The organism is Aeromonas sp. A35_P, assembly GCF_002259925.1.
GTDB lineage: Bacteria > Pseudomonadota > Gammaproteobacteria > Enterobacterales > Aeromonadaceae > Aeromonas > Aeromonas dhakensis.
Genome location: NZ_NEVB01000220.1, coordinates 1 through 21,348, shown reverse-complemented (window position 1 = coordinate 21,348; position 21,348 = coordinate 1). Strand labels below are relative to the sequence as shown.

General features: G+C 62.5%; 16 protein-coding genes, 2 tRNA genes and 1 pseudogene. 11 read left to right on the top strand and 8 right to left on the bottom strand.

Annotated features, from left to right (window positions below; translation table 11 throughout):
* Positions 1-31 precede the first annotated feature (31 nt).
* Entirely contained in the window at positions 32-3,817 is a 3,786-nt protein-coding gene (tamB, locus tag CAK78_RS16875; RefSeq protein WP_094698038.1) for an autotransporter assembly complex protein TamB, read from the top strand.
* 138 nt (positions 3,818-3,955) lie between these two features.
* On the opposite strand, the gene CAK78_RS16870 is transcribed toward tamB, so the two are convergent.
* Positions 3,956-4,040 (bottom strand) — tRNA-Tyr (locus CAK78_RS16870).
* A 52-nt stretch (positions 4,041-4,092) separates the two neighbouring features.
* Positions 4,093-4,177, bottom strand: a tRNA-Tyr gene (locus CAK78_RS16865).
* 125 nt (positions 4,178-4,302) lie between these two features.
* On the opposite strand from CAK78_RS16865, the gene CAK78_RS16860 reads away from it, so the two are divergent.
* Positions 4,303-4,812: a VC2046/SO_2500 family protein gene (locus CAK78_RS16860; RefSeq protein ID WP_094698037.1), complete on the top strand. Its 510-nt coding sequence runs from the start codon at positions 4,303-4,305 to the stop codon at positions 4,810-4,812.
* A 76-nt stretch (positions 4,813-4,888) separates the two neighbouring features.
* Here the strand turns inward: CAK78_RS16860 and hpf are convergent, their stop codons facing one another.
* Positions 4,889-5,227, bottom strand: a complete 339-nt coding sequence (gene hpf, locus CAK78_RS16855) for a ribosome hibernation-promoting factor, HPF/YfiA family (RefSeq protein ID WP_010634460.1) — start codon at positions 5,225-5,227, stop codon at positions 4,889-4,891.
* A gap of 370 nt (positions 5,228-5,597) precedes the next feature.
* Between hpf and CAK78_RS16850 the strand changes: the two genes are divergently transcribed.
* The 5 genes and pseudogenes from CAK78_RS16850 (at position 5,598) to yciA (ending at position 12,910) form a co-directional block, all read left to right on the top strand.
* Positions 5,598-8,090: a putative bifunctional diguanylate cyclase/phosphodiesterase gene (locus CAK78_RS16850; protein WP_094698036.1), complete on the top strand. Its 2,493-nt coding sequence runs from the start codon at positions 5,598-5,600 to the stop codon at positions 8,088-8,090.
* 109 nt (positions 8,091-8,199) lie between these two features.
* A complete protein-coding gene (locus CAK78_RS16845) occupies positions 8,200-10,116 on the top strand; it encodes a transglycosylase SLT domain-containing protein (protein WP_094698035.1) in 1,917 nt (638 codons plus the stop codon).
* A 179-nt stretch (positions 10,117-10,295) separates the two neighbouring features.
* Complete coding sequence (locus CAK78_RS16840) at positions 10,296-11,294, top strand: LacI family DNA-binding transcriptional regulator (RefSeq protein WP_094698034.1); 999 nt, start codon at positions 10,296-10,298, stop codon at positions 11,292-11,294.
* A 258-nt stretch (positions 11,295-11,552) separates the two neighbouring features.
* Positions 11,553-12,363, top strand: a pseudogene (locus CAK78_RS16835) (SDR family NAD(P)-dependent oxidoreductase).
* Positions 12,364-12,511: 148 nt separating this feature from the next.
* Complete coding sequence (yciA, locus tag CAK78_RS16830; protein WP_024942822.1) at positions 12,512-12,910, top strand: acyl-CoA thioester hydrolase YciA; 399 nt, start codon at positions 12,512-12,514, stop codon at positions 12,908-12,910.
* A 6-nt stretch (positions 12,911-12,916) separates the two neighbouring features.
* Here yciA and CAK78_RS16825 read toward each other — a convergent pair whose 3' ends face one another.
* Entirely contained in the window at positions 12,917-13,141 is a 225-nt protein-coding gene (locus tag CAK78_RS16825) for a hypothetical protein (RefSeq protein ID WP_005299261.1), read from the bottom strand.
* A 111-nt stretch (positions 13,142-13,252) separates the two neighbouring features.
* Between CAK78_RS16825 and CAK78_RS16820 the strand changes: the two genes are divergently transcribed.
* The gene (locus CAK78_RS16820) at positions 13,253-14,098 is read left to right on the top strand and encodes an endonuclease/exonuclease/phosphatase family protein (protein WP_010634455.1); all 846 of its coding nucleotides are present in this window, start codon (positions 13,253-13,255) and stop codon (positions 14,096-14,098) included.
* A gap of 65 nt (positions 14,099-14,163) precedes the next feature.
* Here the strand turns inward: CAK78_RS16820 and CAK78_RS16815 are convergent, their stop codons facing one another.
* A complete protein-coding gene (locus CAK78_RS16815; RefSeq protein ID WP_094698032.1) occupies positions 14,164-15,711 on the bottom strand; it encodes a lytic transglycosylase in 1,548 nt (515 codons plus the stop codon).
* A 70-nt stretch (positions 15,712-15,781) separates the two neighbouring features.
* Entirely contained in the window at positions 15,782-16,546 is a 765-nt protein-coding gene (gloB, locus tag CAK78_RS16810) for a hydroxyacylglutathione hydrolase (protein WP_021464121.1), read from the bottom strand.
* A 71-nt stretch (positions 16,547-16,617) separates the two neighbouring features.
* Here gloB and CAK78_RS16805 point away from each other — a divergent pair, with 71 nt between their 5' ends.
* Entirely contained in the window at positions 16,618-17,418 is an 801-nt protein-coding gene (locus CAK78_RS16805; RefSeq protein WP_254924810.1) for a methyltransferase domain-containing protein, read from the top strand.
* A 43-nt stretch (positions 17,419-17,461) separates the two neighbouring features.
* Here the strand turns inward: CAK78_RS16805 and rnhA are convergent, their stop codons facing one another.
* Positions 17,462-17,926, bottom strand: coding sequence for a ribonuclease HI (gene rnhA, locus CAK78_RS16800; protein ID WP_005299276.1), 465 nt, complete (start codon positions 17,924-17,926; stop codon positions 17,462-17,464).
* A gap of 52 nt (positions 17,927-17,978) precedes the next feature.
* Here rnhA and dnaQ point away from each other — a divergent pair, with 52 nt between their 5' ends.
* Both dnaQ and CAK78_RS16790 read left to right on the top strand, forming a co-directional pair.
* On the top strand, positions 17,979-18,713 hold the full coding sequence (dnaQ, locus tag CAK78_RS16795) for a DNA polymerase III subunit epsilon (RefSeq protein ID WP_094698031.1): 735 nt from the start codon (positions 17,979-17,981) through the stop codon (positions 18,711-18,713).
* Complete coding sequence (locus CAK78_RS16790) at positions 18,710-19,978, top strand: TIGR03503 family protein (RefSeq protein ID WP_094698030.1); 1,269 nt, start codon at positions 18,710-18,712, stop codon at positions 19,976-19,978. The genes dnaQ and CAK78_RS16790 overlap by 4 nt, the downstream gene beginning before the upstream one ends.
* Positions 19,979-20,072: 94 nt before the next feature.
* Here the strand turns inward: CAK78_RS16790 and CAK78_RS16785 are convergent.
* Positions 20,073-21,348 (bottom strand): HD domain-containing phosphohydrolase (locus tag CAK78_RS16785; RefSeq protein ID WP_141214199.1); only part of this gene is annotated, 1,276 nt, incomplete at its 5' end.

The following is a 21,348-nucleotide window of genomic DNA, read 5'->3' as shown; positions in this document are numbered from 1 at the left end:
CTGCGGCTGCATCTTTCGCGGGGTCTGCGCTGTGATCTGGGTAAAACGTATTTTTCTCTGGCTGATGGGGCTCATCTTCCTGCTGCTCATCGGGGTCAGCCTGCTGGGGTTCACCCATCAGGGCAACAAGTGGCTGTGGCAGCAGGCCAGGGCCGCCCTGCCTTCCCTCAAGGGGGAGCTGGTGGCGGGCCAGCTCGGCTATGGCTGGACCCTGGAAGGGGTCGGCTGGCAGGACGAGCTGGTGGACGTCACGGTAGATCGCGCCGTGCTGGACTGGGATCTGGGCAAGCTGCTGCAGGGCAAGCTCTGGATCAAATCCCTTAACGTCACCCACCCGGTGGTCAAGGTGGCCGACTCGGAGCCTGCCCCGGAAGAGCCGTCAGAACCCTTTGTCTGGCACCCGCTGCCGCTGAAAATTCAGGTCGACAGCCTGAAGGTAGCGGATCTCGATGTGACGGTGCCAGGGGTGGGGGTGAGCCTCAAGTCCCTCGACATCGGCGCCACCCTCAGCCGCAAGGGGCTGATCGTGCAGGGGCCCGTGCTGGACGGCCTCAAGGTGACCCTGGCCGAGACGCAGGCCACCGAGGCTGCCAAACCGGCTGCCACCAAGGCAACCTCCCAAGACAAGGCTGCGGCCAAGTCGCCTGTCACCGCCAAGGCGAAGCCGGCGGATGAGAGCAAGGCGCAGAAGGCAACCAAGGCGGCCCCCATCGCGCTGCCCGCCATCCGGCTGCCTTTCCCCATCCAGCTGGAAGGTTTGCAGGTCACGGCGTTTCGCTATCAGCAAGGTGAGTTGATCGAAGGGCTCGACAAGTTGCTGCTGTCGGCCAGTGCCGAGGGGAGCGACATCGTGCTGCGCGAGCTCTCCCTGCGCCACGCCATGGCGGATCTGGCGCTCAAGGGCAAGATCCAGCTCAAAGAGGATTACCCGCTCGCCCTGACCCTGGATGCCAAGGCCCGCAAGGGGCTGCTGGATGGCGAGCTGCAGGGGCAGGAGGTCAGCCTGACCCTGGGTGGCTCGGTGGGCAAGCTGGCGTTGGCGCTGCAGGCCAAGGGGCCGGTGGCTGCCAGCCTCAAGGGCTCTCTGGCTGCCCTCGACCCCGCCTTGCCCTTTGATGCTGGGCTGGAGTGGAAGAGCCTGGGTTGGCCGCTGCACAAGCCGGCCAAAGATGAGCCCAGCTACCGGCTGGAGAAGGGCACGCTGAGCGCCAAAGGCAAGCTCTCCGGCTACCAGTTTGCCTTGAATACCGCCGGCAAGGGCACGGACGTGCCCCCCTTCAAGCTGGCGCTGACCGGCAAGGGGGATCTGACGCAGCTAAACCAGATCAACCTGCTGCTCAACGCCCTCAAGGGGGAGCTCAAGCTGGACGGCAAGCTCGCCTGGGACAAGGGGGTTCGCTGGCAGGGCACCACGGAATTCAAGGGGATCAACCCGGCCGAGCTGGTGCCCGAGCTCAAGGGGGCGCTGGCGGGCAAGATTGCCAGCCGTTTCGAGCTCGATGAGGCGGGCCACTGGCAGCTGCAACTGCCCGAGCTGAAGGTGGACGGCAAGCTCAACCAGTATCCGCTGGCCATCAAGGGCAGCGCGAGCGGCAACGACAAGATGGAGTGGACCATCCCGGCGCTGGCGCTGCAAAGCGGCCCCAACCAGCTGCAGGCCAAGGGCAGCCTGAGCCAGCAGGCGTGGAAGCTGGATGCGGATCTCGATGCCCCCAACTTGGCCGGGCTCTACCCCGGGCTCAAGGGGGACATCAAGGGGCAGGTGCGGCTGACCGGCAATCAGCAGGCGCCGCGGGTTACCACAGAGCTGGCTGCCAGCCGCCTCTATTATGCCGGCACCGACCTGAAGGGGATCGCCATCAAGGGCAATGCCCTGGTCGGTGACAAGCCGGCAGGGGAGGTGGCCCTGACGGTGGCCAGCCTGGTACAGGGGGCGACCAGCCTCAGCCAGCTGGCGCTCAACCTGAACGGCGATCTCAACCAGCACGCTCTGTCGCTCACCATGAAGGGTGACCCGGTGGCGGCCAACCTCAAGCTGAGCGGCGGCCTGCGCGGGGATCGCTGGCGCGGCGCCCTCGGCGAGCTCAAGTTGAAGACACCGCTGCGGCGCTGGGAGCTGAGTGCACCCTGGGAGCTGGATGTGGATCTGCCGCGGCAGCGGCTGACCATGGGGGATCTCTGCCTCGGCTCCCAGGGGGCCAGCCTCTGCGTCAAGGGCAGTCAGGTATCGGCCCAGCAGGGCAGCCTGGAGTTTGCCCTCAACCAGTTCGACCTCAAGCGCCTGCGGCCCTGGCTGCCGGACAACTTCCGCTGGCAGGCGGTGCTCTCCGCCGACGGACGGGCCAGCTGGCGCGGCAATCAGCCGACCCTGCACGCCACCGTGCGCACCACGCCGGGCACCTTCGTGGCCGACGAGCTCAAGACCGACTATCAGCGCCTCGAGCTCGGGGTGGACTTCGAGCGTCAGCAGGCGGCCATCCGGCTCGACTTTGCCTCCGGGCAGATCGGCAACATCGACACCAAGCTCTATATCCGGGATCCGTCCGGTCGCGGCAATCTCTCCGGCCAGCTCAAGTTTGACGACCTCAAGCTGACCACCTTCGCCCCGCTCATTCCCGAGGTGCGCTCACTGCAGGGGGTCATCTCGGCCGATGCCCGCTTCGACGGCACCCTGGCCTCGCCGCTGCTGTTTGGCCAGCTCAACCTGCTGGATGGGGAAGTGCAGACCCACTCCGACATGGTGACCCTCTCCAAGCTGGTGACCCGCCTCAAGATTGAAGGCAACCGGGCCGAGCTGGACGGCACCATGCTGGTGGGCAAGGGGCCGCTGGCGCTGGGGGGCTGGCTGAGCTGGGCACAGTTGCCGGTCACCGGCAGCCTCACCATCGAGGGCAAGGAGCTGGAGGCCCAGTATCCTGGCATGGGCCGGGTGCGGGTTTCCCCGGACATCGCCATCTCGCTGGGAGAGGAGACCCGGATCACCGGCCAGGTGGATATCCCCTGGGCGCGGATCCTGGTCAAGAGCCTGCCCGAGAGCGCGGTGGCGGTGTCGGATGACGTGACCGTGGTCTACGACGATCTGCCACCGGTGCCCAAGGCCGCGCCGCTGCCGATGGAGATCAAACTGGCCATCCGGCTGGGTGACGACGTGCGGCTGGAGGCGATGGGACTCAAGACCAAGGTGGGGGGCAGCATCAACATTCGCCAGGATCCCTCGCGGCCGCTGGCGGGCAATGGTCAGCTGGTGCTCAACGACGGGCGCTTCAAGGCCTATGGCCAGAACCTCATCATCAAGGATGGCCGCATCCTCTTCTCCGGCCCCCTCGATCAGCCCTACCTCAACATAGAGGCGTATCGGGATCCCGATACCATAGAGGACAAGGTGACGGTGGGGGTGCGGGTGACCGGGCCGGCCAGCAAGCCCAAGATCACTGTCTACTCTGAGCCGCAGATGGCCCAGTCCGAGCAGCTCTCCTACTTGCTGCGCGGCAAGGGGCTGCAGACCAGCGGCGAGGATGGCGGTTTCAACGGCCTGCTGGTAGCGGGCGCGGTCAGCCAGGCCAACGGCGTGGTCTCCAGTCTGGGGGAATCCCTCGGCATGAGTGACGTGGCCCTCGACACCGCCGGCAGTGGTGAGAACACCCAGGTGACCCTGTCGGCCTACCTGCTGCCGGGACTGCAGTTCCAGTACGGGGTGGGGGTGTTCAGCCCCATCGCCGAGTTCAAGCTGCGCTACGAGCTGATGCCAAGGCTCTATCTGCAGGCCATGAGCGGGGTGGCCCAGGCGGTGGATATCTTCTATCGCTTCACCCTGTAACGGCGGCAAGAGACAAAAACGGGAGGCGATTGCCTCCCGTTTTTATTGGAGGCATAGATGTGGCTGACGCTGATGACGAACAGAGAGGGGACGCTGAAAAGCGAAAACCCGGCGCGAGGCCGGGTTTTCTTGAATAGATGGTGGAGGGAGAAGGATTCGAACCTTCGAAGGCAGAGCCGTCAGATTTACAGTCTGATCCCTTTGGCCGCTCGGGAACCCCTCCACGGGGCATTGCTGATTTTGCATCACAATCTGGGTCGTGACGGCACTTGAAATGGTGGAGGGAGAAGGATTCGAACCTTCGAAGGCAGAGCCGTCAGATTTACAGTCTGATCCCTTTGGCCACTCGGGAACCCCTCCACAAGTGCGAGGCGCATACTAACAGATCTTCTGCGGTTGTGAACCCCTCGGCGGGATTTTTCCTGCTCAAAGGATCGGATTTGCGGCCGATAAAGGATGAAACCACCGTTTCCAAGAGTTATCCCATGCTACCCAGCGCCGTTCGTGAGCAATGGCTGGTGGACGAAGCCCAGCTCGGGCAACGTCTCAACCAAGATCTCCAGCACGGAGACAGGGCGGACTTTCGTCTGCATCTGGCCCTGCTGACCGATGCGGTGGAAGAGCAGTCCTGGTTTGATCCCAGGCAGCCAGCAAAGGCAGAGAGTCGGGTCTGGCGCAGCCGCTTTGAGCTGCCGCCGGCCACCCCCTTGCAGGGGAGCGAGGATGATGCGGAGGCGATCGGGCTCAACGACCGGCTGCAGCAGGGGGGCTCCATGGTGGATGTGCGGCTCTGGCTGGCGCTGCGCTCGCCGCCGCTGCTCGGCACCCTGCCTGCGCTGGAGCCGGCCGTCTATGACAACCTCTCGCCGCTTGGGCGCGAACGCTGGCGAGGCAAGCTGGCGGATCAGCCCAGACGCGAGGATCCGCTGCTGATGCTGCCCGTGCTCGATGCGCTCAAGGAGGGGGTGGATGCCGGCCTGCACTGGCTCAGCTGAGGGTGTGCCCCAGGCGTCAGGCAGCAAAAAGGCGGGAGACCCCGCCTTTTGTGTGATGGATATGTCGTGCCCTGGATCAGGCGTCGGCTTCGTCCGGCAGCGGGACTTCCTTGCCGGCCGCGGCGGCGCGACGGGCGATGGGTTTCTCGGTGTGACGGTTGATCTGACGCTCCAGTTTTTGCCCCAGTTCGGTGATGGCGGCGTACAAGTCCTCATGTTCTGCCTGGGCAAACAGTTTGCCGTTGGGGATGCCAGCAGTGGCTTCAACGATAAACATCAGACGCTCTTTGGAGACAATCACATGGGGTGTGATAAGAGGCACCTGAAGACGTTCGAGCTTGTCAAAGCGGGATTCAATGCGCTCGCGGATAGCCGGGGTGATCTCGATGATTTTGCTGGTAATTTCGATTTTCATATTGGCCCCCTTCGGGTCGTATTGCTTGTGTCTTCACCTTCAGATTACTCATGGCTGAACATTAAAATGTGATCTGTGTCACTAAATGGTGCCTTGCTGCGAAGGGGAGGGGGAAATTGTGATCTTTTCCCGTTCTGCACCAAAAAGCACTTGAGCTCGACGAAACAGGCAGGCAGTATGGGGAAACTTGGATCGTTTCTGTCCCTTCGTGGCAGCGCCGCATGTCGACCTCATGTCCGGTTTTCACCGCTTAGTCTCGCATCTTTCGCACTTCCCCCCGCACCGCCCTTGCCGACGTGCGTGCTGAGAATGTGGGCGCTATCGAGTCGTCAGGGACTTGAACGTGGTTGTTGTGGTGTTGGAGTAGTACATGAAACAGCAAGCCACTCAGATGATGTGGTTTTATGATCGGCAACATGCCCAGTGGAGCCTGTCCGATCATGCCTCCTACCAGCTCTGGCAAGGGGAGGGGCCTCACCCCTGGTTCGGGCAACTGGCGGCAGATGACGAGGCCGGCTTTGCCGACTTTCTCGCCAGACTCTACCACTCCCAGCAACCGGCCCAGTTCATCGGCCACCTCGGCGACGAGAACGGCGAGGTGCGTCACGTGCTCTGGAGCGGCCAGTACGTACCGGCCCAGCAGATGTGCTGTGGCTGGATTGCGCCGCTCGACACCACCCGCAGCACCCAGCTGCCTGCGGATCTCTCCCAGCAACTGCCACTGCTGCAAGACCCTCTGCTGACCCAGCTGGCCCAGGCGCTCTCCGCCCGGACCGGGCTCGATTTCTTCAATACCCTGGTCAACCAGCTCGCCCACATTCTGGTGGCAGATGCGGTCTGGCTGGCGGAGCGCACCGGCAGCGAGCGGCTCAAGGTGCTGGCCTGTCACGGCATCGACCTCAAGGAGTACGAGCTGGCGGGCATGCCGTGTCAGCAGGTCTACCAGCGCGGCGAGACCTGCATCCTGCCGCTCACAGCCGAGCATCTGCATTGCGCCGTCTTCAAGGCAGGACAGGGCTACTACGGCCTGCCCCTGTGCGATCGCAACGGCCAGCTGCTGGGGCACCTGGCGCTGCTCTTCTCCGATCAGAGCGCGATCCCCAATCTGGGCTCGGTGCTGACTACCTTCTCCATGCGCATGGTGGCGGAGCTGGAGCGGCTGCAGAGCGACGCCCAGCTGCGCCTCTCGGCGGTGGCCTTCGAAACCCACGAAGGGATCATCATCACCGACCCCGACTTCAAGATCCTGCGGGTCAACCACGCCTTCAGCCAGATCACCGGCTTTGACAGCCAGCGAGTGATCGGCCTGCATCTGGGCAACGATCTCTGGTGCGGGCTGGGGGGGCTTGGCTACGAGCTCGGCAGCCTGAGCCGCTGGCAGGGGGAGACCCAGCGCCTGCACGCGGATGGCTATCCCTATCCGCAGTGGGAAATCGTCACCCCGGTGCAGGATGACAGGGGGGCGATCAGCCACTTCGTCATCTGCTTCGAGGATATCTCCGAGCGCAAGGAGGCGGAGCGCCGCATCCAGGATCTCGCCTACTACGACGAACTGACCGGCCTGCCCAATCGCCGCCAGCTGCACGAGACTCTGGCCCACGCCTTTGGCGAGGCGAGCCGCGACTATCTGATCGGCGCCCTGCTGTTCATCGATCTCGACCACTTCAAGACCATCAACGACTCCCTCGGCCACGCCACCGGCGACTGGCTGCTCAAGGAGGTGGCCAGCCGGCTCAAGCGACTGGTACGCCAGGGGGATTGTCTGGCGCGCCTTGGCGGCGACGAGTTCGTGCTGTTGCTGCCCTCGCTCTCGGCCAGTCCCCCCCAGGCGGAGATGCAGGCCGATCTCATCGCCGAGCGGCTTATCAGCGAGATTGCGGCCCCCTACAACCACGCCGGTCAGGTGCTGCACATCGGCGCCAGCGTGGGCATCACCCTCTTCCCCGGTCGGGAGCAGGGGGTGGACGATCTGCTCAAGCAGGCGGACACCGCCATGTATCAGGCCAAGTCGGCCGGTCGCAAGACCCGGCGCTTCTTCGACGCTTCCATGCAGTTGCAGGCGGATCGCCGGCTGCTCATTCACAACGAGCTGCGCAGCGCCCTCAACCAGCAGGAGCTGACCCTCTACTACCAGCCCCAGCACATGGTGGAGGGTGGCGACATCATCGGCGTGGAAGCGCTGATCCGCTGGCAGCCGCCCGGTCGGGCGCTGGTCTCCCCCGCCGAGTTCATCCCCATCGCCGAGGAGACGGACCTTATCGTCGACATCGGCAACTGGGTACTGTACGAGGCCTGCGCCCAGTACGTGCGCTGGGAGGAGAACGGCATCCACATCCCGCAGCTGTCGGTCAACGTCAGTGCCAAGCAGTTTCACGCCGCCGATTTTGTCGACCGGATCCACGACGTGCTGGCCTCCACCGGTATGGATCCCGCCAGCCTGAATCTGGAGATCACCGAATCCGTGGTGCTGGGTCACGCGGAAGACACCATCAGCAAGATGAGCGAGCTCAAGGCGCTCGGCATCAGCTTTGCCATCGACGATTTTGGCGCCGGTTACTCCTCCCTGAGCTACCTCAAGCGGCTGCCGGCGGACGAGCTCAAGATCGACCGCTCCTTCATCCAGGACATACCGCGCGATGGCGACAACATGGCCATCGTCGAGGCGGTGATCGCCATGGCGCGTCACATGGGGTTCAACGTGACGGCAGAGGGGGTGGAGTCGCGCCAGCAGCTGGAGTTTCTGCAGGCCCAGGGCTGCCACTTCTACCAGGGCTACCTGGCCTCCAAGCCACTGCCGGTGCCCTACCTGGAGCGCTACGTGCGGCGCCTTGCCCGCAGTGAGAGCCTCGCCAGCGGCGAGTAAAAATAGTCTCGCCGGCGAGCTGTAGCCCCCGGGGTTAACGGGTAGAATGAGGAAATATGACACCACCGCCAACGGGCGGTGGCATTGCCTCTCAATGGAGATGTCTCTCGTGAAAGCCGTGCAGGGAATCATTTTATCGGCGCTGTGCGTGCCGGGGCTGCTGACGCAGGTGGCGGCGCAGACCCTGGAACAATCCCTCTATCGCCAGGCTTATGACGCGGTGCGGGCCGATGATCAGGCTCGTTTTCAGCAAATTCGTGCCCGTTTGACCCATTATCCGCTGCTGCCCTATCTCGACTACTACCAGCTGGCCTTCCGGCCCGGGGCCGCGGAGTATGACGACGTGACCCGCTTTATCCGCGAGCACGGCGACACCCCCCAATCCAACCGGCTGGAGCGCAGCTATCTCACCTATCTGGCCCAAAGCCAGCAGTGGTCCCAGTTCCTGCGCTTCTACCCGGCCAAGCCGAACTCCACCGATCTGCTCTGCATGCACTATCAGGCGCGCTACTACACCGGTCAGCAGAGCCAGGCGCTGCAGGAGGCGGGCAAGCTCTGGCTGAGCGGCCAGTCCCGTCCCGATGCCTGTGATCCCCTGTTCCAGCTCTGGCAGCAGGCGGGTTTGCGCACCCAGGAGAAGATCTGGACCCGCATGACCTTGGCCTTTGAGGCGGAGAACCCGAACCTCATCCGCCACCTCGGCGCCCAGCTTGGCAGCGGCATGAAGGCCTATGGGGATCAGATGATCACCCTGTTCGAGCAGCCGGCCAAGGCGATGAACACGGCCTATTTCACTAACGCAGCCCCTTCCCGGAAGTTGCTGCTGCTGGGACTGGCCCGCTATGCGAACCAGCAGCCGGAGGCGGTGCTGGGGCAGCTCGGCTATCTGCGCTCGCGTTTTGCGCTGAGCGCGGCCGAACTCAAACCGGTAGAGCGGGCGGTGGCCAGACGGCTGCTGCTGGATCGCTCAACCGCCCAGCGCAGCTGGCTGGATGCCACCGTAGTGCGCCAGGCCGACCCGGATCTGCTGGAGCTGCGGGCTAGGCTCGCCATCTGGGAGCAGGACTGGAAAGGGCTCTCCGGCTGGGTCAAGCGCATGCCCATGGGTCTGCAGAAGGAGGATCGCTGGCGCTACTGGCTGGCGCGCTCGCTGGAGGTACAGGGCCAGCAGAAACCGGCGCGGGATCTCTATCTGGAGACCGCCAATCTGCGCGGCTTCTACGGCTTCATGGCGGCGCAGCGCACCGGCGCGCCCTATCGAATGAAAAACCAGAGCGTGGCGCACAAGGTGCCGGACTGGCGCACCGCCAGCCGCCGCTGGCCCTTCCTGCTGCGGGTGCGCGAGTTGCTCGACATGAACGAGATCACGGCGGCGCGGGCGGAGTGGATCCACAACATGGATCGCAACCCGGTGGCCCAGCGCCTCGAGTTTGGCCACATCGCCCTCAATCAGGGCTGGCACGAGCTGGCCATTCTGGCCAGCATCCGGGCCGAGGCCTGGGATGCGCTCGATTTGCGCTTCCCGCTGCCGCTCAAGCACACCTTCTCCCAGATGGCGCAGGAGCGAACCATGAACACCAGCCTGCTCTACGCCATCGCCCGCCAGGAGAGCGCCCTCTACCCGCTGGCGCAGTCGCCGGTGGGGGCGAGGGGACTGATGCAGCTGATGCCGACCACCGCCAAGGAGACGGCCAGCAAGCTGGGGGTGCCCTATCGCAACGAGCAGCAGCTGTTTGATCCCGCCATGAACATCCGCCTTGGCAGCGCCTATCTCAAGCGGCTGCTGGATGTGTATGACGGCAACCGGATCCTGGCGGCGGCGGCCTACAACGCCGGCCCCGGCCGGGTCAAACGCTGGCGCGATCAGAGTGCGGATAAGCCGATGGATGTCTGGGTCGAGAGCATTCCCTACAAGGAGACGCGCAACTATGTGCAGAACGTGCTGTCGTTCGATCTCATCTATCAGCACAAGCTGCAGCAGCCGCTGCGCTTCATGTCCGAGCGCGAGCTGAGTCACGCTTATTGAGGGGGCTGCCGCCTGGGCGGCAGCCGGATTCCCTTTCCTTCCCCAAAATGGTTATTATCCCATAAGGTTTTGTTACAAAAGGAAACCTGCCAGGTGATCGGGCGCCCTCTCTTGGTCTGGCAGGTTCGTTATAATCGCCCGTTCAACACAGACAGGCTCCCCCAACAAAGGAATTGATAGTGGCAACGATTAAAGACGTTTCCCGGTTGGCTAATGTGTCCATTTCAACTGTGTCGCGAGTCATCAACAACACGGCGCAGGTGGCACCAGAAAAGCGTGAGGCCGTATTGGCGGCCATGAAGGAACTGAATTTTCGTCCCAACAGTTTTGCCCAGGCGCTGGTCAGCAAGCGCTCCAACTGCATCGGTGTGCTGGTGGGGGATCTGTGTGGTGGCCCCTTCTTCGCCCAGATGATGTGCGGCATCGAGAGCGTGGTGGACAAGGCGGACAAGTTCACCATCGTCATGTCCGGCAATCACGACGAGGTGCGCGAGCGCCACGCCATCCAGGCGCTGCTGCAGCGCCAGTGCGATGCGCTGATCCTGCACAGCAAGGCGCTGCCCGACCAGGAGCTGAGCGAGCTGGTGGCGGGCAGCACCCCGGTGGTCTTCATCAACCGCCAGGTGCCGGGCGCCGAAGATCGCTGCGTCTGGCTGGACAACCAGGCCGGCATCACCACCGCCTGTCAGCACCTGCTGGATGCAGGCCATCGCAAGATTGCCTTCGTCACCTCGGACGATGAAGAGTTCGTCGATGGCCAGCAGCGGATGGCCGGGTATCACCACGCCCTGCAGCGGGCCGGCATCGCGATCGATCCTGCTCTTATCGGCCGCGCCTTTGCCGACGAGAACGGTGGCTACGTGGCCATGGGCGAGCTGCTGGATCGGGGTGTCGAGTTTACTGCCGTGCTCGGCTTCAACGACGCCATGGTGGCAGGGGCCATCTCCTGCTTGCTGGAGCGCGGATACAAGATCCCGCAGCAGATTTCGGTGGTGGGTTTTGATGATATTCCCTATGCCCGCTACATCTATCCCAAGCTCACCACGGTGCGCTACCCCATCGAGGAGATGGGCTGCCGGGCCGCGGAACTGGCGCTGAGCCTGCTGGATCACAAGCCGGCCGAGGGGCTGGAGCTCAAGTTCGAGGCCGAGTTGGTGAGACGGGAATCCGTCGCCTGAGTGGCCGACATTGGCCCTGAACGGGCCAATGTCGCTCTCGAATTTTGCCGAAAAATTGAAAGCGTTTTCAGAAATCCTTTTCAACCGTGATCCGCTTCAAAGCTTTTTGGACTGCCTGCCACTAGCATAGGCCCCACGAATTAGGAGCCTGCGCTCCCGATTTTCCCGCTGTGGGAGGTAACTGGTTAATCCAGCTATTTCCTTCGTTACTTTCGACGGTCATCATGGATGGCCGTTTTTTTTTGCCAGGATTTTGTCATGACAACAGAGCGTGAATACCAGACCGGGATCGTGGGGGCAGGCTGGCTGGGACTGCCGCTGGCCCGGGCGCTGCAGGCCGAGGGCCGCCAGGTGGCGGTGACGGTCAGTTCGGCCGAAAAAGCCGCGCAGCTGACAGCAGAGGGGGTGAAGGCCTGGCCGCTGCAACTGGGCACCGGGCTGGCGGCCCTGCCGTTTCGCTGCCGAGAGCTGGTGATCTGCGTGCCACCGAGCAAGGTCGAGGATTATCCGGCCGCCATCGCGCGGGTAGCCGAGTTGGCTAAGGGGGCCGGCGTGCAGTGCTTGCTGTTCGTGAGCGCCACCTCGGTCTGGGCGCCGGGGCAGGGGGAGGATGAACACCCCATGCCTGCCCACGAGCGCGGGAGGCGGATGCTGGCCGCCGAGCAGGCGGCGATGGGGGCCGGCATTGCATGCTCCATGGTGCTGCGCCCGGCCGGGCTCTACGGGCCAGAGCGCCATCCCGGCCGTTTCCTGGCGGGCAAGACCCTGGAGGGGGGCGGCCAGGCGGTGAATCTGGTGCATCTGGATGATGTGGTGGCCGCCTGCCAGCTGCTGCTGGAATGGGGCAAGGATGGATGCCTACAACCTGAGTGCACCTGTGCACCCGCGCCGGGAGCAGTTCTATCCCTTTGCCGCGCGCCAGCTGGGCCTGCCGGCCCCGGTCTTCATCGAGCCGGCCGGCCGGTTTGCCCCCGTCGAGGGGCAGCGCATCTGTGAGCAGCGCGGCTTTGTCTACCGCTGGCCTGATCCGGCGCACTGGTTTGCCGAGCTGGCAGCCCGGAGGCACTGAGCATACTGCCCGGTGCTATGTGTGGGTATGGCAGTGAGGCACAGGCGGATCCGCTCCTTGGTCTGGCCTGCCGTTTGACGGGCAATTGAGGTTTGCCAAGGGGGAGCTCGCCCCCTATCATTCCGCCATCCATATAGAGAGAGCGGTAATGATGGTAGATACAAGACGTCACCCCGATGGGGAACTGTTGCTGAGAACCCTGGCAATGCCAGCCGATACCAACCCCAATGGCGATATCTTCGGGGGCTGGATCATGTCCCAGATGGATATAGGTGGGGGCATCATGGCCAAGGAGCTGGCAAAAGGACGTATTTGTACCGTATCCGTCGAGGGCATGACCTTTCACAGCCCGGTCAAGGTGGGCGACGTGGTGTGCTGCTACGGGCGCTGTCTGAAGATTGGTCGCAGTTCCATGCGGCTGAAGCTGGAGGTGTGGGTCAAGCCGGTGCTGCGTGAAAACGAAGCCCAGCGCTACTGCGTCACCGAGGGGATCTTCACCTATGTCGCCATCGACGAACAGGGAAAATCCCGCCCGGTACCGGTCTGATCCGGGTCAGATCAGCCGGGCGTTGATGATGGATATTTCCTGCTCAAACCCGGTTTTTTGCCGTATCATGCGTTCCAGCATCTCTTCCGAGCCGACGCACTGCTGGGTATCGAACAGGCAGAGATCGCACTGGGGATCCCGTCTGATCTGATAGACGGTGGAAAGCTCCACTTGATGACAATTTCCTTGTTGATCATAAAACGTCACGCGGTACTGGTGCTGTCTCGCCATCGTTGAATTCCTTCTGGATGAGCCGGGCCGGACACGAGTTATGAGCCTAGTCGGCAGCGATGACGTTTGGGATGGTCATGACACAATGCAGAGGCAGGTGGTTGTTAGCCAATGAAAAATAGTTATCGCATTCTGGGTACGTCGCTGCTGACGTTGGGACTGGTCGGCTGTTTCGAGGTGCCGGATCAGGATCATCTGGTCACGGCGCAGGGCATCATTCCCGGCGCCAGCTGCCAGAAGCCGCCGCTGGTGGCGCTGGCCTCCACCGCCTTGCCCCGCGAGTTTGGCATTACCGTCTGGAATCTCTACAAGGGTCAGCGCAAAAATTGGCGCGAGGGACTGGACGAGTATGCCAAGGCCCAGGATCTGGTGCTGTTGCAGGAGTCGGCGACCCGCCCCGAGATGCTGGCATGGCTCAAGGCCGGTGATTTCCAGTGGCAGCAGCTGCAGGCCTTTACTCAGGGCGGTGTCTCCTTCGGCGTGATGACGGTGGCCAAGACGCCGCAGGCGTTCGTGTGCGGCGTGCGCTCCCCCGAGCCGCTGCTGCGCATCCCCAAATCCGGTCTGGTCAGCCTCTATCCCCTGCAGGGGGATCCTGACGGCGTGCTGGTGGTCAACCTGCATGCGGTCAACTTCGAGCTGGGGATGGCGACCTTTCGCGAGCAGATCAACGATCTGACCGCCCTCATTCATCGTCACCAGGGGCCCGTCATTCTGGCCGGGGATTTCAATACCTGGAGCGACAAGCGTGAGTTCTGGCTGAAGCGGCTGGTAAGCGATCTGGGGCTGCAGGAGGCGATCCCGATGCCGGATCTGCGCCGGACCGCGTTTGGCCGGCCGCTGGATCATCTTTACTACCGCAATCTGGATCTGGTGGAAGTGAGCAGCCCGGCGACCGATGCCTCGGATCACAATCCCATCGTGGCCCGTTTCGCGGCCCAGGCCATCACCCCCTGAGCCCTGCTCCAGATAAAAAAATACCCCGCATCAGGCGGGGTATTTTTTTATGAAGTGATGAACGATCAGCTGTTGTTCTTCACGAACAGGGTCAGCTCCTGACCCGGCTTGAGGTAATCGCTCTTGCCCAGCTGATTCCAGCGCATCACGTCCATCACGGCGACCTGAAAGCGGGCCGCGATGGAGGAGAGGGAATCACCGCGGCGCACTTGATAGACCATGGACTTGTTGCCACCCTTGCCCTGCTTGGGCCAGACCACCAGCTTCATGCCCGGTTTCAGGGCCGATTTGGCGTTGAGACCGTTCCACTTGGCCAGCTCCTCATGGGTCACCCCGTGTGCCTGGCTGATACTCCACAGATTGTCACCGGCCCGAACCTTGTACTGGATCTTGCCGCTGCCACGGCTGGCGAGCTGCTGCGGCTTGCTCTGGACGCTCTGGCTGACCACCGGCTTGCTGCCGCTGGTCGGGATCATCAGGGTCTGACCACGGCGCAGGTTGTTGCTGCGCAGGTTGTTGGCCAGCTTGATCTGCTGCACGCTCACCCCGTGATTCTGGGCGATGCGGGAGAGGGTGTCGCCACTGGTAACCTGATAGGAGCGGGTGCGGATGCGCTCGCTCTGCGGCAGGTCAGCCAGGGCCAGCTCCAGGGTATCGGCATATTCAACCGGTACCAGCAGGCGATAGGGCCCCTTGGGCGAGGTTGACCAGCGGGTCAGCGCCGGATTGACCTCTTTCAGCTGGGCCGGGCGCAGGCCCGCCAGCTGGGCAGCCACGTTCAGGTCGATCTGACCCCCCGTGTTGACCACCCGCAGTTGCGGTTTGTTGGCCAGCACCGGCAGGGTGACATTGTACTTGTCCGCATTGCGGATCATGTCAGCCATGGCTAGGATCTTGGGCACGTACATCCGGGTCTCGCGAGGCAGATCGAGCGACCAGTAGTCGGTCGGCCGGCCAGCCTTCTGATTGCGGATGATGGCGTTGCGCACCCGTCCTTCACCGGCATTGTAGGCGGCCAGCGTCTGCAGCCAGTCGCCGTCGAAGAAACGGTTCAGGTACTCCAGATAATCCAGCGCGGCATTGGTGGAGGCCAGTACATCGCGACGGCCGTCGTACCAGTTGTCGTGGCGCAGGCCGAAGTTCTTGCCGGTCGCAGGAACGAACTGCCACAGACCCACCGCATTGCTGCGGGAACGGGCGTGGGGATCGAACATGCTCTCGATCATGGGAATGGTAATAAGCTCCATTGGCAGCTCACGCCGTTCGATTTCCTCTACCATCAGATACAGGTAGGGCTCAGCCCGGCTGGCAATGGTCGCCAGATGCTTATCATTGCGCAACAACCAATCACGCTGCTGGCGGACACGGTCGTTATCCTGCGGATCAAACTGCATATCATCGCTGATACGCACCCACAGGTTATCGGTGTCATCCAGTTCGTCGATCTGTTCGTCACCGAACAGGAAGCGCGCAGAATGTTTTTTATACGCTTTTTTATTGACTTGGGGGGACTTGATCGGCTCGATTGCCGTTAGCGCCCGGTCATCCTGATGGCTCAGGTTTTGGCAGCCGCTGAGAAACAGCGCCGCCAATAAGGCCGTTCGTACCTTCATCTCGCTCAGGTCATCTTTGGGAAAAACAGCTCGCATCATAAGGGGCAATGGCCCCCTGATCAAGGTTTGTTCAAAAAACATCCTTCCATTGGCGCAGGATCGTGAAGGTATCTACCGGATTTTCCACGCATTTCAGAGCGTGTTTCTCAGCAGAAAATTTCACGGAATCCAGTTCGCAACGCAGAAAAACATTGAAGCGCTTCTCATCCCCCAGCCGTGAGGGGAGACTCGGCAGGCCCTGCTGGCGCAGCTTGCTGATCAGCCCGATCTGATGCTGGATCGCCTGGTTGTCGGGCTCGACAGCGTGGGCGAAGCGCAGGTTTGAGAGGGTGTACTCGTGGGCACAATAAATGAGGGTGTCATCGGGCAGGGCGGCGAGGCGCTGCAACGATCCGAACATCTGGGCCGGGGTCCCTTCGAACAGGCGGCCGCAGCCGGCACTGAAGAGGGTGTCGCCACAAAACAGCATGCCGTGACCGTGGTAGGCGATGTGGCCGTGGGTGTGACCGGGCACGTGGATCACCTCGAGGCTCAGGCCATGCCAGTTGATCTGGTCCCCGTCATCGAGCCACTGGCCGTGGTGCGCCGGCATGGGGTCAAGCTTAGGGCCATAGAGGCGGGCATGGGGAAAATGTTCCAGCAACTCGCCCACGCCGCCCACATGGTCGTGATGGTGGTGGGTGAGCAGGATGGCATCCAGTTGCAGCTCCAGCACGGCCAGCCGTTCCAGCACGGGAGCGGCCTCGCCCGGATCGACGACCAGGCAGTGATTTTCGTGTCGGATCAACCAGATGTAGTTGTCGTTAAAGGCTGGAACTGTGATCACTGGATACATGAGTCTGCTTCTCTTTATGGAGGGTATCTTATATAACTGGATGGCGTTCGAACCCCAAGTTGAGCCCTATTATGCAGGTGGCACGTACCGAACAACAAATCGAGATCCCGACCAGCTGGTCGGCACTGCCCATGGGGGACTGGGTAGCGGCCGAGATCCAGGAGCGACTCGACAGCTGGTGCCCGCATCTGTTTGGTTATCATCTGCTGAAGGTCGGCGCGCTGAGCGCCGAGCTCTCCTGCGGTTGCTCCTCCATTCGCCACCAGATAGGGGTCGCCCCTGGCGGCCGCCTGCTGGATCTCAAGGGGGATCCGCTGGCCCTGCCGGTACGCACCGGCAGCGTGGATGCCTGCCTGCTGGCCCACTGTCTCGATTTTTCACCCGACCCGCACCAGGTGCTGCGGGAGGCTGAGCGGGTACTGACCGACGATGGCTGGCTCATCGTCAGTGGCTACAATCCGCTCAGTCTGGTCGGCATCGGCCACTGCCTGCCTTTCCTGCGTCAACATCTGCCCTGGTCTGCCCGCATGTTCACCCCGGCTCGGGTCACCGACTGGTTGCAGCTGCTCGGCTGCGAGGTAATGTTTGACGAGCGCTTCGGCTATTCGTTCATGGGCAGGCAGAGCCGGATTGGCTGGTGGCGGGAGAGCGTGGGGCGGGATTACTGTCGGCCGTTTGCGTCCGTCTACGTGATAGCGGCGCGCAAACGGCGCTTCCCCCTGACACCGGTGCGCCATCGTTGGCGTCTTCCGGGTCCCATCGCCACGCCGGGGATGGCGCGCAAACGGCGCTTCCCCCTGACACCGGTGCGCCATCGTTGGCGTCTTCCGGGTCCCATCGCCACGCCGGGGATGGCGCGCCAGGGCGGCTAGTCAGCAGCTGCCGGGCAGGCTCATGCATCAGAGGGGAAAGCGGTCAGGGTTGATAGCCGGTATCTTCGGCCAGCTGTTTGCCGCTGGCGGCCTCGCGGGCCAGCTCATCGCAGCGTTCGTTCTCAGGGTGTCCGGAGTGCCCCTTGACCCAGAGCCACTCGATCTGGTGGCGACTGACTTCCGCATCCAGCGCTTTCCAGAGATCGACGTTCTTGACCGGTTGACGGTTGGCGGTCATCCATCCCTTCTTCTTCCAGCCGATGATCCACTGGGTGATCCCCTGGCGCACATACTGGCTGTCGGTGGTGAGGCGTACCTGGCAGGGCTCGTTCAGGGTGCGCAGCCCCATGATGGCGGCCATCAGCTCCATCCGGTTGTTGGTGGTGAGGCGAAAGCCGGCGGCGATCTCCTTGCGATGCTTGCCGTAGACCATGACGGCACCATAACCACCCGGGCCCGGGTTGCCGAGGCAGGAACCATCCGTATACAAATCAATCTGTTTTAACATGAGGCTTGGGGTAAACTAGCGGGTAAAGCCGAAGTTTGACATAGATTGGATCATGAGCACACCCCAACTAAATCGCCAGATCATTCTGGATACTGAAACCACTGGTATGAACACGGCCGGTGGCCCTGTCTATCTGGGACACCGGATCATCGAGATTGGCTGTGTGGAGGTGATCAACTGCAAGCTGACCGGGAACCACTTTCATGTCTACATCAAGCCGGACCGGCTGGTGGACCCGGAAGCCATCCAGGTGCACGGCATCACCGACGAGTTTTTGCGTGACAAGCCGTCGTTCAGCCAGATTGCCGACGAGTTCATCGAGTTTATCCGCGGTGCCGAGCTGATTGCCCACAACGCGCCGTTTGACGTGAGCTTCATGGACTATGAGTTCAGCAAGCTCGGTCTCAACTTCAAGACCGCCGACATCTGCGGTATCACGGATACCCTGGCGATGGCGCGGGACCTGTTCCCGGGCAAGCGCAACAACCTGGACGTGCTGTGCGATCGCTACGGTATCGACAACTCGCACCGTACCCTGCACGGGGCCTTGCTCGATGCGGAGATCCTGGCAGACGTCTACCTGTTGATGACAGGTGGCCAGACCAAACTGAACCTGGCCACCGAGAGCAACGAGAATGAAAGCAACCAGGACACCAGTATCCGGCGACTGGAGAGCAATCGCCCACCGCTCAAGGTGATCCGGGCCAGCGCCGAGGTTGAGGCGGTGCACGAGGCGCGGCTGGATCTGGTGCAGAAAAAAGGAGGAGCCTGCCTGTGGCGGCAATGAGCAAGCTATGGGGCGGCCTGCTGCTGCTGGCCTCGCTGACGGCCGGGGCCAACGAGGTATTTGCCCCCTCCGACATCCCCCTGCTCGACAATCGCTTTCGCATCGATTATGGGGTGAAGGAGATCACCTTCATCGTGACGCGCAAGCCCGGCACCCCGTCGGTGATCCTGGTGCGGCCCGATGGCAGCAAGCTCTATGTGAGCAAGGTGACGCCGCCCGACGTGGGCTGGCTGGCGCTCAAGGATCAGGATCTCATCACCATTCGCAACCCCATGCCGGGCCCTTGGCAGGCCATTGGCGAGGTGGACCCCGACAACCGGGTGCGCCTGCTGTCGAACATCAAGCTGGAGACCGATCTGTTGCCGACCCAGCTTTATCAGGGGGAGAAGGTCAAGCTCAAATCCTGGCTGCTGATCGACGACGCGCCGCCCAAGGATGGTTACTACCTGTCCGATCTCGGCATGACGGTGCGGCTGCAACGTTTCAACGACGCCAAGCCGGAGGGGGAGCCGGTCGTCGATGAGGTGCTCGGTCACTATCGTGACGATGGCAAGGGGCTCGACGAGGTGCCAGGCGACGGCATCATGACCGCCGAGGCGGTGCTGGATGTGCCTGCCGGGAAATACCGGGCCATGTACAGCACGGGCAATCAGGTCTTCTCCCGTGCCCGCTATCAGGATGTGCTGATCTATCCGCTACCTGTCAGTTACTCCCTGGCGCCTCCCTCCCAGGAGTTCGGGGCCAAGCTCTCCTTCCTGATCGACGTGGATGAACTGGATCCCGCTTCCGTTGTGATCCAGGGAAAGGTGACTAGCACGGTCGGGACCAGCATGCCGTTCAATGCGGTGGCCACCGAACCCAAGGTGGAGGTGGATCTCTCCGCCATCAAGGAGGTCGGCCAATATGAGGTGACGGCCACCCTGTTTGGCACAACCCGGCTGGGCCGCGAAATTCAGGTGAGCCTGCCGGTCAAATCCTTCAATATCTTCCCGGTGCTGGCAACGCCCCCATCGGCCGCCGCTGCCGCGTCAGAAGCCTCGGCGGCAATTCCGAGCCAGGTCAAGTTCGAGGAAAAGGAGAGCGGCGGCTGGCTGGTCTGGCTGCTGGGGGGCGCAGGCATATTGTTGCTGCTTCTGCTCGGCGGCGTGGGCTTCATCGTGCTGCAAAAGCGACGGGCGCTGAAAAAAGCCATGGCTTCGCACAAAGCCGAGAGCGAGAGTGCCAAGCCGGAGGCCAAGCTGGATCTTAACCTGCCCGAACAGTAGGTGAGGGGAATGCAGCAAGCAGCACAAAGCCGCCTGTCAGGGCGGCTTTTTCTATATGTGCAGATTATTGGGGTGGTTGAACAACCCATCCAGCTCAATGTTCCCCGACGTAGATATCCTTGTGCTGTTCGCGGATCTCGAGGAATTTGTCGAGGTTGGCCAGCATCAGCTCCACCAGCTGGGGGTCGAAGTGCTGGCCTTTCTCCTCCTGGATCAGCGCCAGAACCTTGTCCAGCGGCCAGGCCTTCTTGTAGCAGCGATCCGAGCCGAGTGCATCGAACACGTCGGCCAGCGCCACTACCCGCCCTTCCAGCGGAATGGCATCGCCCTTGAGGCCACGGGGATAGCCGCTGCCGTTCCACTTTTCGTGGTGGTTGCCGGCGATGGTGGCACCAATCTGGAACAGCGCCAGATCGCTGCCGGAGAGCATGTCTTGCCCCAGCTGGGCGTGGGTCTTCATGATCTCCCACTCCTCCGGAGTCAGCTTGCCCGGTTTGTGCAGGATGGCATCCGGAATGCCCACCTTGCCGATGTCGTGCAGCGGAGAGGCGCGCTTGATGAGCTCGCTCTGCTCCTCGCTCATGCCAAGCAGTTGGCAGAACAGTTCGGTATAGAGGGCTACCCGCTTGACGTGCAGGCCGGATTCCTTGGAGCGGGTTTCCACCAGTTCGCCGATGCGGTAGATGATCTCGCGCTGGTTGTCGGCGATGACCTCGTTGAGCCGGATGTTCTCCAGCGCCACTATGATGTTTTCGGTGAACAGGCTGAGCAGGCCCGTGTCCATCTGGCTGAGCTGACGGGTGGTCTCGATGTGAAACAGCAGATGATGGCGAGGATTCTGGCAGTAGAGCACCATCTGGTTGCCGTCATAGATGTTGGCACGATTGTTCATGGCCTGACGCAGGATGACGGGAGCATCGGCAAGGCGCAGCGAAGGATGGCCCGGCAGCAGGGGTTCCAGGATCTGATCCCGCACCTCGTAGGCATACTGCTTCACATCATAGATATGTGAATCTTCCAGATTGAGCAGGGCGCTGAGCTGCTCCTGGGCCCCTTCGACAAACTGCCGCAGTGCCCGCTTCTCGAAGATCCCCTTGGAGGCCTCGATGACCTTCTCCAGCCCCTGGCGGTTGCTCTCGAGGGTACGGATGTCGCGATAGGAACGCAGGCTGGCTCGCAGCAGGGTGCGCAGCTTCTGGGAGGTGAGTTCGGTCTTGTCCTTGTAGTCGTTGATGTCGTAGTTGCTGACCACGTCATCTTCCGGGGCCTGGCCCGGCTGACCGGTACGCAGCACGATGCGCACCATCTTGTTTTGCAGATCCTCGCGCACGAATTTGACCACATCGAGACCGGCGTGATCGACCTCCATG